The following is a 13,994-nucleotide window of genomic DNA, read 5'->3' on the forward strand; positions in this document are numbered from 1 at the left end:
ATTTCCTCTTTGATAACAGTTCTTTCCTGTACTGATTGCACTCCTAATAAGCTATGCGCATACTAGAATTCCTTTTAATATTTGTGTTGAGATTCGAATATGGCTGATAGTTTCTTACTTTTTGATATCGAGCAAAAAGATCAGTTAGCTGAGCATTTGTTACCTTTTTTTAAACAAGCCATTTTACCTCGAGCTTGGGATGAAGGTGATATTCACTTCAGCGCAGGTAGTCGTGTTTATGCGTACCTTAACGATCAGCAAGCACCCGCTGTTATAGAGGCTGCGATAGAAGGTGGATGGCACCTTGCTATTTTACCTCACCCTGATTCTCGTTATGCGAAACGTGGGTTTTGTGCTCATCGTAACCTTGAAAAAGCGATTCAAGAAGCTGAGTTAAGTAGCCCTGAACAAGTTGATATTGTACGTTGTAATGGCAATATTTTGCTTTCATCTCTGGTGATTGGTGAAAGTTTTAATTTATTACCAAGTGTTAAAATATTAGACTTTGTAGAAAGAGCTAAATTAGCTTGGCAGAACGTTGCTAAAATTCGCCAAGCTTGCCCTCAAAAAATATCCTTTAGCACAGAAAATGAAACTAATTTTACTACTGCGGCATTAGGTGTTGTTGTGACTGCGCACGTGCACGGTTCATGGTTAGCTAAAAGCATATTACCCAATAGTCACATTAATGATGGAATGTGCCACGCTATGATTATTGCCCCGCGCAGTATCATGGAGTTATTACGATTTTTTGTCGTTTCCACCTTAGGCAGACACTATAGCTTACCCAGCTTTTTAGGATTATTAAAAACCAAACAACTAGAGATTAAAAACGATCAACAATTAACCTATCAATTGGATGGACAAGAGCAACAATCAGATGCGTTATTAGTGACCATTGATCATCACGTATTAACCTTATTAGCAGGTGAAGAGCTACCTATAATAGACACAACAAGTGCGCAAAAAGAACAGATTAAAATAGAAAGATTACCCGCCGGTGAAGCTGTAATGGAAATAGCGGGCAAAACACTAGCATTTGTTGGGCATGCCGCAACGGATGAATTTAAAGAGTTATATCAATTATTACGTGACAACGCGACAACCACCACAGCATTCCTCACTTTGATGGCGTTATCGACTTTATTAGCCAGTGTGGGGTTATTTGCAAGCTCTGCACCAGTTATTATCGGTGCGATGATCCTTGCACCGTTAATGGCGCCTATTATTTCACTGTCGATGGCACTGGCCAGGCAAGACCCTTCTCTACTGACTGCCAGTGCCACTACTTTGTGTATCGGTATATTAGTGTCCTTGGGGTTTTCCTCCTTTGCTAGCTTTATTATTCCAATGGAAATTGTGACCCCTGAAATTGCCGCCAGGCTAAGCCCAAGTTTATTAGATCTGGGTGTTGCTGTTATTTCAGGTATTGCAGGTGCCTACGCGCATGCACGCGTTGATGCAGCTAAAAGTCTTGCTGGTGTCGCTATCGCTGTGGCACTGGTTCCGCCACTTGCTGTGACCGGTATAGGTATTGGCTGGTTAGACTTACATGTGGCTTGGGGAGCGCTATTGTTATTCCTGACTAACTTGGCAGGCATTGTGTTTGCTGCCGCTTTGACCTTTTTAGCATTAGGTTTTGCTCCCTTTACCCGAGCCAAAAAAGGTCTAACGATTGCTTTTATAGGTGTTGCACTAGTTTCTATTCCATTAATTTTTAGTTTTATGCGTTTATCCGATGAAGCCGCTATTATGCAACAGCTTGAAGGTAAAAAAATAGGTGAAGTAGTGATTAGAGAAGTGCATGCAAGAGCACTTCAACCAGTAGAAATATCGGTTAAATTAATGACCCCAACTACCTTAACCACTGCGAAGTTAGATTTGATTAAACAAACTATTGAATCACAGCTACAACAAAAAGTTATCCTTGAAGCACAAGTTATTATTCGTCGATGAGTGTTAATTAAAAAATAGCAGCCTCTTTACCTAAAAATGGCTTATTGGTAGTTGCTGGCGATAGTTGCTAGCAGTAATTACTGATCAGCCACTGATTTTTCTCATCAAAAAAGTATTGAAAATGCTATGCTTACTCTTTTTTTAATCACTCACTGCGTATTGTTTTATGTATCAACTTCGTCCTTATCAACAAGATGCCGTTAATGCCACACTGCATTATTTTCGTCGTCATAGTTCGCCTGCCGTTTTAGCACTTTCGACTGGTGCAGGTAAAAGCCTGATCATCGCGGAGCTTGCCAGAATAGCGAAAGGTAGAGTGTTAGTACTCGCTCACGTTAAAGAGTTAGTTGAACAAAATCATGCTAAATATGAAAGTTATGGCGTGAAAGCATCTATTTTTTCTGCAGGGTTAGGGCGTAAAGAAACATCCCAACAAGTCGTCTTTGCCTCGGTACAGTCTATCGTAAACAACCTTGATCTGTTTGCAGATGCCTTTTCATTGTTAGTGATAGACGAGTGTCATCGTGTACCCATGCAAGGTGATTCTAGTTACCAAAAAGTGATTAAACACTTACAGGCTATCAACCCAAATTTAAAGGTTTTAGGATTAACAGCAACACCGTATCGTCTAGGTTTAGGTTGGATTTATCAATATCATACCCGCGGCCAAGTGCGCAGTGAAGAAGCACGGTTTTTCCGTGATTGCATTTTTGATTTGCCAATTCGATTTTTATTAGATGAGCATTTTTTAACTGAGCCAAAAGTGATGGATATGGCTGTGCTCAGCTATGATTTTTCGCAAATTTCTCCGGCTAATACGGGAGCTTATAAAGAAGCTGATTTAAATAAAGTAATAGAAAAGTCGGGCCGAGCTACGCCTGAAATTATCAAGTCAGTGATTACTCACGCTCAAGACCGTCAAGGTGTGATGATATTTGCTTCAACAGTTAAACATGCACAAGAAATTTTAGGTTATTTACAAGGTGAAAGTGCGGCATTAATTATTGGTGATACCGCAGGTAAAGATCGCGATCAAATCATTCAAGACTTTAAAAATAAAAAAATTAAATACTTAGTTAATGTGTCGGTCTTAACCACTGGTTTTGATGCACCACACGTTGATTTAATCGCTATTTTGCGTCCCACTGAGTCGATCAGTTTATACCAACAAATAGTAGGCCGAGGGTTACGTTTATCCGAGGGTAAAAAAGATTGTTTAGTGATGGAGTTTGCTGGTAATTGTTATGACTTGTATCAACCAGAAGTGGGGCAAGAAAAACCAGAAAGTGGCAGTGAAATAGTGAGTATTCCATGTCCTGCTTGCCAGTTTACTAATAACTTTTGGGGTAAGGTGGATCCAGCCGGTTTTGTAATTGAACATTATGGTCGTAAATGCCAGGGCTATTCGTTAAAAATTACCGAAGATGATGATGGCAATAAATTTGAGCAACGCGTGCATTGTAACTATCGTTTTCGGGCTAAGTTTTGTGACCAATGTGGAATGGATAATGATATTGCAGCACGCGTTTGTGGGCATTGTGAAGCCGTGTTGGTTGACCCCGATAAAAAGTTAAGAGAAGCATTAAAATTGAAAGATGCGATGATTATTCGTTGTGATGATATGGCGCTTACTGCTAGCAAGAATAAACATGGGAAAAACCAATTAAAGGTTACCTATAGCGGCGGCCAAGGACAAATAAGTGAAGTGTGGCAATTAACCACTGCAAAGCAAAAAGCACAATTTTTACAACGCTTTATTCAACCACACTTAATTGATCGTTTTCGCCCTTTTACTCACTCATCAGTGACTAAAGTGATGCTTAATGAACACCGATTACAAGCACCTGAAATAGTCATTGCTAATAAAGTAGGGCGATTTTGGCAGGTCAGAGATAAGTTATTTAATATTGAGCAATTTCCCAAAGCTGTAGAAGTATTAGCCCAGTTGCAACCTGAATAGAGTTAGAGAGCTATATATCGCGAGTTAAAACATAATCAGTTAGCGATATAAATACTACATATAACCAGCATAAATAGTTAAATTGAAATAAAAAAAATAAGGATTTAAGAAAATGAATAAAATTCTAATTATACTGACTGCAATTGTTGTTGTGATAGTGATTGCTTTTTTTGTGCTAGGCGTAATGTCTAAAACAGGACATGCTCCCGGATTAAAACAAGGAAAACTACAGGCTTGTACCAGTATTGAAAATTGTGTATTTAGTGAAATCATTGATGGTGTTGATAATAATATCCAACCCTTTGCTTTTAATGGAGACAAAGCCGTGTTCCTTACTCAATTAAAAACTAGCGTTGAATCGATGGGTGGTAAAATTGTCAATATTGAAGATGATTATATCGCGGCGACCTTTACATCAGGTATCTTTGGATTTGTTGATGATTTGGAACTGAGAGTCAGTGATGATAATTTATTACATTTTCGATCTGCGTCGCGTGTAGGGAAAAGTGACCTCGGTGCGAATAAAAAACGGGTTGAAGCGCTTAAGCTTTTGTTACAGGGAACAGCTAAATAGGCGTTAAAGAATAATTTGATTCAGAAATAAGTAATGTTAGTTGCTAACTAGAGTAGTAGAAAATCGGGAATAATAAATGAATAAAAATATTGAACAACTGTTAACGTTAGTGGCTAACTGTAATGATCAATTAACGGAAAAGTATCCGCAACTTTCTACTGCAGTGGGCCTGCTAGAGCAAAGTTTACAGGCCTCTAATGCAGTGACTATTGATAATGTTAAGCTTAAAAAGAGATTAATGTTTATTATTCTTGATGCTCATCCTGAAGTTGTAGGTATTGGTACCGGTCAATCCGGGACTGAAGATTTTACTTTTATTAAGCAAGTGTCACTGGCTGAGATATCACCAAGTTTATTGATTGAACTGTTAGAGCAGCATATTACTGATTGCTAATTAGGAGGGTGATACTTTCATTGAAAGTGATAGGAATGAGAAAAAATGTTTAAACAGTATCAAGCTCAGTGTGAAAGTTTTATTGCTGAAAATATGAAAACGGATTTAGCACATGACTTGTTGCACGTTAAACGCGTAGTTAAGTTAGCAACACTGATAGCGAAGAAAGAGAAGGCAGAACTAAACGTAGTATTACCTGCTGCTTGGTTGCACGACTGTGTTAGCTACCCTAAAAATCATCCTCTACGCAGTCAAAGCTCATTACATGCGGCAGATAAAGCCATTCAATTTTTATCAAGTATCGAATATCCAAAACAGTACCTAGATGCTATCCATCATGCGATTGCAGCACATAGCTATAGTGGTGGGTTAATAGCTAATACCCTTGAGGCAAAAATTGTGCAGGATGCTGATAGATTAGATGCGATTGGCGCGATTGGTATTGCGCGTTGTATTCAAGTAAGTAGCCAATTAAAGCGACCACTATATGCGCCTGAAGATGCATTTGCTGAGCAAAGAACGTTAGATGATCAACGCTTCACCCTTGATCACTTCTATAAAAAGTTATTAAAATTAGCTTCCTTAATGCATACCCAAACAGCGCAAGATATTGCAGCGCAGCGCACGCAGTTTATGGAAAGTTATCTGCAACAGTTAGCTTTAGAAATTTAAAGCAATAATTATCAAGTCACTGGCGATTGGGGTTAGACTGCTTTACCCTAATTAACTTTATTCTAAATAACATTACCTTAAATAACATTACCTTAAAAAACATTGCTTTAAGTAATTTTTTCTAATCAAATTGCTTAAAGCAAGTACCTTTTAGCTAATTCAAATAACCTTTAGTAAATTTAAATAACCTTAAGCCAATTCAAATATTCTTTAACTAATATAAAGAAATAAGTCGCTAACTGTCATATTGATATGAATAATTAATATTGACAATTTACCTGCCTGGGCAGTATTATTTTTTCTTGCCTAGGCAACTAATAATCTGGAAACAAACTCCCTATGACTCATCAACTAAACATTAAATCATTAGGTCTTCCATTAGCGAAACTGATCGGTTTAGTTAATCAACGTAAAGAGCTGTTACTAAATCAATATTTAGCGCCTTTTAATATCAGCTCTGCACAATTTAAAGTATTAGCTGCAGTGCATTATTATGGGATTGATTCTCCGGCTGACCTTAGTAAATATCTCACTATTGATGGGGGCTCAATGACCCGAATGGTGGACAGGTTAGTGAAAAAAGAATTAATAGATAAACAGCCTAACCCTAAAGATAAACGTGGTGTCATACTCGAACTAACAATCACTGGAAAATTATTATTAGCGCAATGTTTGGAGTGTATGGACAATCAAGTGGCTCCCTTGTTGACTGGGGACCTTTCTGTACAAGAGATAGAACAGTTGAGTGCGCTTCTAAAGCGTTTATTACCAGCCTAAGCAACCTAATTATAAGAATAACTTTGAGTGTCACATTCCTATTTTATTTATCTCCTATAACCAGAGAGATCGTTAACAAATAAGTGGTAAAGCATGCAAACATCAGAAAAAACAACAAGTACTATGGCTAATGACCCAGTTAAAAAGAGTAAGCGTAAAACCTCTTTCTTTATTTTGTTTATTGTATTGGTTGTTATTGCTGCAACTTGGTTTTTTTATTATGAGGTTTATGCCAAATACTCTGAAGAAACCAATGATGCCTATGTGAATGGTGATTTAGTGGTCATTTCCCCACAAATTTCAGGCACGGTGAGTAAAGTTGTTGTGGATCAAGGGGATTATGTTGAAAAAGGTCAAATACTGATTAGTTTAGATTCCAATGATACGCAAATAGCACTGCAAGCAGCGGAAGCTAAATTAGCGAACTCGGTTCGTGAAGTACGTAGCTTATATGCAACTGCTGATAACGCGAAAGCGAGTCTGGAAGCTACTAAGGTCGAATATAATCAAGCGATTAGTGATTATAAGCGCCGTCAAAAGCTGGCTAAATCAGGGGCAATTTCTCAGGAAGATTTGAATCACTACAAAGACTTGGTTGAAACCACTAAGAGTCAATATCTTGCTTCACAACAGGCGCTTAAAATGGCTGTTTCATTAGTCGATAATACGGTACTTAAAACCCATCCAGCGATTAAATCTGCAGTCGCTAATTTACGCCAAGTATACTTAAATAATCTGCGTGCAGATATTGTTGCTCCTATCAGCGGTTATGTAGCAAAACGCGCCGTCCAGTTAGGTAGTCAAGTTCAACCTGGCACACAAATGATGGTGATTGTTCCTTTGCATCAAGTATGGGTTGATGCAAACTTTAAAGAAAGCCAGATGCGTGACATGCGTATTGGACAAGCGGTTATTTTGACCTCAGATTTATACGGTAAAGAAGTAGAGTATAAAGGTGAAATTGAAAGTCTGGGGATCGGTACTGGCAGTGCATTTTCATTGTTGCCCGCTCAAAATGCGAGTGGGAATTGGATTAAAATTGTACAACGTCTACCGGTTAAAATTCGTTTACAAAAAGATAACCTAGCACAATACCCCTTAAGAATAGGTTTATCGATGTTAGCAAAAGTGGATATTGAAGATAGCAGTGGGGCATTGCTTTCAGAAAGTCCTCAACAAGAAGCGCGCTTCGATACCGATGTTTATCAGAATACGCTGCAAGAGGTTGACCATTTAGTGACCAAAATACTGCATGAGAATGTAGGTATTAATAATATTATCCCTGAATAGGGGCGGTTATGAATGATCAAACCTATACGCCGCCGAGTATTGTTCTAGCAACTATTGCATTGGCTTTAGCAACTTTTATGCAAGTGCTTGATAGCACTATTGCTAACGTTGCTTTGCCAACGATTGCTGGAAATTTAGGAGTGAGTTCAGAGCAGAGTACCTGGATCATTACTTCTTTTGCGGTATGTAATGCTATTGCATTGCCACTCACAGGATGGCTTTCACGACGTATTGGTGAACTGAAGTTATTTATTATTTCTGTTTCACTGTTTACGCTAACCTCTTTTTTATGTGGTATCGCCACTAGCATGCCAGAGTTGATTACCTTCAGAGCGTTGCAGGGCTTTTTTGCTGGGCCAATGTTTCCCATGTGCCAAACGTTATTACTCGCTATCTTCCCTTCGATAAAGCGTGGCGCTGCGTTAGCCTTAATAGCGATGGTGACAGTCGTTGCTCCGATAGTAGGGCCGATCACAGGGGGTTGGATCACCGATAATTATTCTTGGCCTTGGATCTTTTTTATTAATATTCCAATCGGTATTTTCTGTTGTGTAGTGGTCTGGGAGCAGTTAAAAGATCGAGTAGAAACAACTGTAAAAATGCCCATTGATTATATTGGTATTGCATTGTTAGTGTTAGGGGTTGGTTTATTACAAGTAGTATTAGACTTAGGCAATAATAAAGATTGGTTTGAATCCACACAAATCGTGATCATGAGTATTATTTCTGTGATTGCATTAATCTCATTTGTTATTTGGGAGCTGACAGAGAAAAACCCAATTGTAGATTTATATTTATTTAGAGATCGCAATTATACCTTTGGTACTATCGCTTTAGTTTTAAGCTATGCGGCTTTCTTTGCAATCAATATTATATTACCGCAGTGGTTACAACTGTATATGGGATACACGTCGATATGGGCTGGTCTTGCGGCTGCTCCAATGGGCGTACTACCATTAATATTAGCGCCATTAGTTGGAAAATATGCGCATAAATCAGATCTAAGGTTACTCGCTAGCATTTCATTTATTGTGATTGGCATTTCTTGTTTCTTACGCGCCAACTTTAATACCTTTGTAGATTTTGCTTCCGTGGCTGAGGTGCAATTGTTCATGGGGATTGGGATTGCCTTCATGTTTATGCCATTGACCACTATTTTCTTGTCTAATTTAAAAGGCCATCAAATAGCCGATGCGTCGGGCTTAACGACTTTTTTACGTGTGTTAGGCGCAAGTTTTGCCTCCTCATTAACCACATGGTTTTGGAATCGTCGAGCCGACTATCACCACGCGACTTTGACGGAACATGTTAGTCAATATCAGTTAGGTACAGTGGAGTATTTAGATAAGATGGGGGGAGCAACCCAAGCTAATCTCGCATCCGTTAATAACATTGTTACTCAGCAATCATATATGATGTCGATGAATGATTACTTTTATATGCTAGGTTGTTTATTTTTTGTCTTAATTGGTCTGATATGGTTTGCAAAAGGCCCTTTTATCAAATCAGCCCCAGCGGCGGCTGGACATTAAACATAAGCTTGTATTAGTTGAATGGTTGGTAGAGGTTTTGAATGTAAGGTGCTCACTGTAACTTATTGCTTTTGATTAGGAATAAATTATGTAATTGTGTCTTCATAATGTCCATATTAATACTATTTTTTCAATTTTATTTATTTAACATTATTTATTTAACATTATTTATTCAATACTATTTTTTCAATGCTACTTTTCAAATGATACTTTTTCATAGGAAGGTTTTAATGAAAAATAAAGCTACAAAAGGTTACTTTACAGGGATTAATCATGACTGAATTAGAACAGCAATTAGCGTTTATCATCGAAATAGACAAACTAAAAGCGGTATACCGTCAAACCACGGTCAAAGAAGATAAAAACCGCCATGAAAACAGTGCAGAGCATAGCTGGCACATCACTCTTACTGCACAGTTATTGCAAGGTTATGCAGAAAAGCCGATTAATATGACGCGCGTAATTAAGATGCTATTGATCCACGATATTATTGAAATTGATGCGGGAGATCTATTTGCGTTTGCCGAACAAAAAGACCATCAACAACAAGCTTTAAAAGAAGAAAAAGCGGCACAACGTTTGTTTGGTTTATTGCCCACTTCACAAAGCGAAGAGTATAAAAGTCTGTGGCTTGAGTTTGAAGAAGCTAACACTAGCGATGCACAATTTGCTAAATCCATGGATAGAATATTACCACTGGTGCAAAACATGAATAACCAAGGCGGTAGTTGGGCTAAACATAAAATCAGTCAAGCACAGGTGTTGGCACGCAACAATCACTTACAAACTATAGCGCCTAAATTATGGCAATATGTTGTTTCACAAACTGAGCTTGCCGTCGATAAAGGTTGGTTGCTTACCGCTAATTAATCAGTAATAAAAGGTTTAATGTTTTATTCATTAAATCTACTGCGCTCATCTGTGTATTTAAACCTTAATTAGGCCGCATAATAGTGTCAATTAAGGCCGTACTTCGATTTAAAAGTCGATTTAAAAGTCGATTTAAAAGTTGATTTAGTAAAGCATTTAAGAAAACCTATTTAACTCAAGAAAGGGTATTTTTTGATTCATGTAATGGTGTGTTGATAGGTATAAAATTTTAATGATTAGGCATTTTCATTGGTAGCTTTCAATCTAGGCTAGATGTATTGTAGCTAGCCAATGGCTATCATCAATATAGCTGTAATAGGTTAGATTTTAATGCATGCGATGAAGAGAGAAAATATGACGAATAAAGTAGATGTTGTTATACCTACTGCCCCTATCAAACCTTACGTACATGATATGCACGGCCACAAACGTAAAGATAATTATTTTTGGTTACGTGATGATAAGCGAGAAGACCCTGCGGTATTAGCTTATTTAGAAGAAGAAAATAACTACACAGAACAACAAATGGCTCCTTTGTCTGCGTTACAGCAAACTTTGTATGATGAGATGGTTGCAAGACAAGAGCCTGAAATAGAATCCGTTCCGTATTTTAAAAAAGGCTTCTGGTATATCTCTCGTTACGATCAAGGTAAGGATTATAGCGTTTATACACGCCGTCAAGGTACGTTAGAAGCGACCGAAGAAATCTTTTTTGATTGCAATGAACGAGCACAAGGTTTTGCTTACTATCAATTAGGTGCACTTGCTTTATCGCCTAATTCAATGCTTTTGGCCTTCAGTGAAGATACCGTTAGTCGTCGTCAATATACTTTACATTTTAAAGATCTACGCACTAATGAGATATTTGCAGATAGTATTGAAGATGTGACAGATGTAGTTTGGGCGAACGATAACAAAACTGTTTTTTATGTAAAACAACATACGCAAACATTATTATCATATCAGGTATATCGTCATACATTAGGTGAGCCATCTGTAAATGATGTACTTATCTATGAAGAAACTGACGATACTTTTTCTTTGGGTTTATATAAAACACGATCAGAAGAATATTTAGTAATTTGTGCTGATAGTACTATGACTTCTGAATGTTTGATCATAGATGCAAACCAACCATATAAAGATTTTAAATATTTCTTACCAAGACAAAGAGACCATGAATACAGTGTTGATCATTTCCATGGCCAATTCTTTATACTGAGTAATTACAGCGGCAAAAACTTTGCTTTACACACAATAACGACACAACTGGACGAGTTGCAAACGGTCCAACCTGAACACTGGCAAACACTAGTACCGGCAAGAGAATCTATTTTGTTGGAAGGTTATGAGTTAATGCAGGACTGGTTAATTGTTGAGGAGCGTGAACTAGGCTTACCAGTATTACGACAAATCAATTTTAAAACCGGAGAGTCCCGTGCTCTGACTTTTCATGATCCCGTTTACACTGTGTTCAGCCATCATAATCCACAACCTGCGACGAGTAAATTTCGTTATCAATATACCTCTTTTACAACACCCTCTACCGTCTACGAATTAGACCTTGATAGTGGCAAAATTGTGCAGCTAAAACAAAGCCAAGTAATGGGGGATTTCGATAGTGAAGATTATCAAAGTGAACGTGTTTGGGTAACCGCAAGAGATGGTGCAGAAGTGCCTGTTTCATTGGTTTATAAGCGTGAACTATTTAATCATAGTAATCCATTACTTGTTTATGCTTACGGTTCCTATGGCCATAGTTTAGATATTGGTTTTAGCTCTGCTAACCTAAGCTTGCTAGATCGTGGTTTTGTTTATGCAGTTGCGCATATACGTGGTGGTGAAGAGTTAGGTCGTGATTGGTATGAACAAGGTAAATTACTGCAAAAGAAAAATACCTTTAATGACTTTGTTGATGTGTCGAAGGCTCTGGTCGCAAAAAAATATGGCGCTGAAGATAACGTATTTGCAATGGGAGGAAGTGCTGGTGGTTTATTAATGGGGGCTGTTATCAACCAAGCACCTGAACTATACCGCGGCGTGGTTGCTGCTGTGCCCTTTGTTGATGTTGTTTCAACGATGTTAGACGATTCCATTCCATTAACCACGGGGGAATATGATGAATGGGGGAATCCAAATGATCCTGAATTTTATCATTATATGCTTGAATATAGCCCCTATGATCAAGTTAAAGCAAAGGCTTATCCGAATATGCTAGTTACCACTGGGTTACATGATTCTCAGGTTCAATACTGGGAACCTGCAAAATGGGTTGCCAAGTTACGAGAATTAAAAACCGATGATAATCAGCTAATGTTATACACGGATATGGAAGCAGGACACGGTGGTAAATCAGGAAGATTTAAACATTTTGAAGATACGGCCCGAGAGTTTGCTTTCTTGATTGATCTCGCAAAGTGTTAAGCTTTATTTTGACTCTTAGATACCCTTAGATAGCTTACTTAATTAAAAATAGTTTGGCTGAATAATAGATAGCGCTTAGATAACAACTAATAAGTGATGAAAATGTCGCCCGTTTTTATCACTTATTTTTTACACATAATGTTAGCTAACATCCTTTAATCTATTCACATCAAATTCATACTAAAACACCTCTGTTTTTGTACGCCACTTTAGTGGATTAGGAAAGTAGTGGATTAGGAAAGTAGTGAATTAGGAAAGTAGTAAATTAAGAGCCTGAAAATAAAGGCGTAATTACTTTAAAAAATAACAAAAAGGTGAGTTTTTATTGAAAGAGTGCATTTGTCGATACTTATCCCTAAGGTTATTTTAATTTTGTCGAATTAATTTACAGTCATACTTGGTTAAATTGAAATAAAAATTTATCCAAATATTCGATAATCATTCAATTTTAAATGATGAAATAACATTATTTACACTTCCTTGTGAGTAGTCGAATTCAAAAAAAGTATTTTTAATACTCATAAAAGAGTAAAAATATTTTGTGATATTTATTTTACATTCTAAATATTTATTATTACTCATACTCTTCATTTCTTTATGCCTATTCTTTAAGTTTTTATATTTATATTTACTGACGATTTCTTTTACATTTAAAAATATAACTCTATGATCTTATTTTTACTTTTATATTAATTTACTTAAAAAACAATTACTTAAATACTTGGCCTGAAACCTGCAATCTACTATATATACAAGTCACATTGACATGTTATTGAGTTTTCGCCGATAGCTACATTTTATCCGCTAATAACTACATGTTTATAATTACTATAAAGGAATATAAAAATGAAAAAATTATTTGCACTTTTTACTTCTGCCGCACTCTTGTTTGTTGTTAGTACCGCTTCTGCAGTACCAATCGATGGAGCAATTAAATTTTTTGGTGTAGCGGACACAACTGCATCTGGTGGAGTGGTTACGAAGATTGAATTTACAAGTCAATTGGTAGCTGTAACAACAGGTGATTTTGGTGTAGTGCCTCTTGGTTCAAGTGTTGCTTTTACTGATTTAAACCCTGTAGCAGCAACAAATGCTTTGTGGTCAGTGGGCGGATTTACTTTTGATCTTTTGAATGTATTAAGTAATTCAGTTGTTGGTAACGGTGTTGTGGTATCTGGTTCTGGTATTGTTAAAGCTGCTGGCTTTGATGATACTGTGTTTAGTTGGTTGTACACTGCACAAGCTGGTAAGCAAGAAACGTTTTCAGCGAGTTCAATTCCAGCGCCTGCAGGTACTGCGTTATTAGGTTTAACATTACTTGCATTTGGTCTGTCTCGTCGTAACAAAAAATCATAATATTAATTAATTTTAAATAATTATTAAATATAATATGTAATAAGCTCAGGTTAAGTGAAAACTACCTGAGCTTATTTGTTTGTCGGCATAGTCGTTTTACTTGTGTTCATTTTAGGTATGAATTTATATGTTATAGTTTTATAAATTTTCTGATTATCTGATATTTAGAAAATTAATTACCTCAACAGG

The 13,994-nt window shown here is 37.1% G+C and carries 11 protein-coding genes; all 11 read left to right on the forward strand.

The annotated features are described in order from the left end of the window. Positions 1–99: 99 nt before the first annotated feature. The 11 genes from GQR44_RS09625 (at position 100) to GQR44_RS09675 (ending at position 13,805) form a co-directional block, all read left to right on the forward strand. A complete protein-coding gene (locus tag GQR44_RS09625; RefSeq protein ID WP_166371615.1) occupies positions 100–1,956 on the forward strand; it encodes a TIGR00341 family protein in 1,857 nt (618 codons plus the stop codon). Between the two features lie 166 nt (positions 1,957–2,122). Next, the gene (locus GQR44_RS09630; protein ID WP_166371616.1) at positions 2,123–3,916 is read left to right on the forward strand and encodes a DEAD/DEAH box helicase; all 1,794 of its coding nucleotides are present in this window, start codon (positions 2,123–2,125) and stop codon (positions 3,914–3,916) included. A gap of 112 nt (positions 3,917–4,028) precedes the next feature. Further along, on the forward strand, positions 4,029–4,490 hold the full coding sequence (locus GQR44_RS09635; RefSeq protein ID WP_166371617.1) for a DUF1499 domain-containing protein: 462 nt from the start codon (positions 4,029–4,031) through the stop codon (positions 4,488–4,490). A 76-nt stretch (positions 4,491–4,566) separates the two neighbouring features. Next, positions 4,567–4,884 carry a hypothetical protein gene (locus GQR44_RS09640; protein ID WP_166371618.1) on the forward strand — a complete coding sequence of 106 codons (318 nt, stop codon included), beginning with the start codon at positions 4,567–4,569 and terminating at the stop codon, positions 4,882–4,884. Positions 4,885–4,929: 45 nt separating this feature from the next. Beyond that, positions 4,930–5,556 (forward strand): HD domain-containing protein, encoded by a 627-nt coding sequence (locus GQR44_RS09645; RefSeq protein ID WP_166371619.1) that lies wholly within the window; start codon positions 4,930–4,932, stop codon positions 5,554–5,556. Positions 5,557–5,895: 339 nt separating this feature from the next. Further along, entirely contained in the window at positions 5,896–6,333 is a 438-nt protein-coding gene (locus GQR44_RS09650; RefSeq protein WP_166371620.1) for a MarR family transcriptional regulator, read from the forward strand. Positions 6,334–6,426: 93 nt separating this feature from the next. After that, complete coding sequence (locus GQR44_RS09655) at positions 6,427–7,623, forward strand: efflux RND transporter periplasmic adaptor subunit (RefSeq protein WP_205963022.1); 1,197 nt, start codon at positions 6,427–6,429, stop codon at positions 7,621–7,623. 8 nt (positions 7,624–7,631) lie between these two features. Continuing rightward, positions 7,632–9,155: a DHA2 family efflux MFS transporter permease subunit gene (locus GQR44_RS09660; RefSeq protein WP_166371621.1), complete on the forward strand. Its 1,524-nt coding sequence runs from the start codon at positions 7,632–7,634 to the stop codon at positions 9,153–9,155. Positions 9,156–9,428: 273 nt separating this feature from the next. Continuing rightward, positions 9,429–10,025 carry an HD domain-containing protein gene (locus tag GQR44_RS09665; protein ID WP_166371622.1) on the forward strand — a complete coding sequence of 199 codons (597 nt, stop codon included), beginning with the start codon at positions 9,429–9,431 and terminating at the stop codon, positions 10,023–10,025. A 354-nt stretch (positions 10,026–10,379) separates the two neighbouring features. Continuing rightward, entirely contained in the window at positions 10,380–12,449 is a 2,070-nt protein-coding gene (locus GQR44_RS09670; protein WP_166371623.1) for a S9 family peptidase, read from the forward strand. Between the two features lie 846 nt (positions 12,450–13,295). Next, entirely contained in the window at positions 13,296–13,805 is a 510-nt protein-coding gene (locus GQR44_RS09675) for a hypothetical protein (protein ID WP_166371624.1), read from the forward strand. Positions 13,806–13,994: the final 189 nt, after the last annotated feature.

The organism is Psychromonas sp. SA13A, from assembly GCF_011378715.1.
In the GTDB taxonomy this organism is placed as follows: domain Bacteria; phylum Pseudomonadota; class Gammaproteobacteria; order Enterobacterales; family Psychromonadaceae; genus Psychromonas.

What these genes read in the sequence shown, in the direction of transcription:
- GQR44_RS09645 (WP_166371619.1), top strand. Translation starts at nt 4,930, where the DNA reads ATGTTTAAACAGTATCAAGCTCAGTGTGAAAGTTTTATTGCTGAAAAT.
- GQR44_RS09625 (WP_166371615.1), top strand. Translation starts at nt 100, where the DNA reads ATGGCTGATAGTTTCTTACTTTTTGATATCGAGCAAAAAGATCAGTTA.
- GQR44_RS09630 (WP_166371616.1), top strand. Translation starts at nt 2,123, where the DNA reads ATGTATCAACTTCGTCCTTATCAACAAGATGCCGTTAATGCCACACTG.
- GQR44_RS09655 (WP_205963022.1), top strand. Translation starts at nt 6,427, where the DNA reads ATGCAAACATCAGAAAAAACAACAAGTACTATGGCTAATGACCCAGTT.
- GQR44_RS09665 (WP_166371622.1), top strand. Translation starts at nt 9,429, where the DNA reads ATGACTGAATTAGAACAGCAATTAGCGTTTATCATCGAAATAGACAAA.
- GQR44_RS09660 (WP_166371621.1), top strand. Translation starts at nt 7,632, where the DNA reads ATGAATGATCAAACCTATACGCCGCCGAGTATTGTTCTAGCAACTATT.
- GQR44_RS09675 (WP_166371624.1), top strand. Translation starts at nt 13,296, where the DNA reads ATGAAAAAATTATTTGCACTTTTTACTTCTGCCGCACTCTTGTTTGTT.
- GQR44_RS09650 (WP_166371620.1), top strand. Translation starts at nt 5,896, where the DNA reads ATGACTCATCAACTAAACATTAAATCATTAGGTCTTCCATTAGCGAAA.
- GQR44_RS09640 (WP_166371618.1), top strand. Translation starts at nt 4,567, where the DNA reads ATGAATAAAAATATTGAACAACTGTTAACGTTAGTGGCTAACTGTAAT.
- GQR44_RS09635 (WP_166371617.1), top strand. Translation starts at nt 4,029, where the DNA reads ATGAATAAAATTCTAATTATACTGACTGCAATTGTTGTTGTGATAGTG.
- GQR44_RS09670 (WP_166371623.1), top strand. Translation starts at nt 10,380, where the DNA reads ATGACGAATAAAGTAGATGTTGTTATACCTACTGCCCCTATCAAACCT.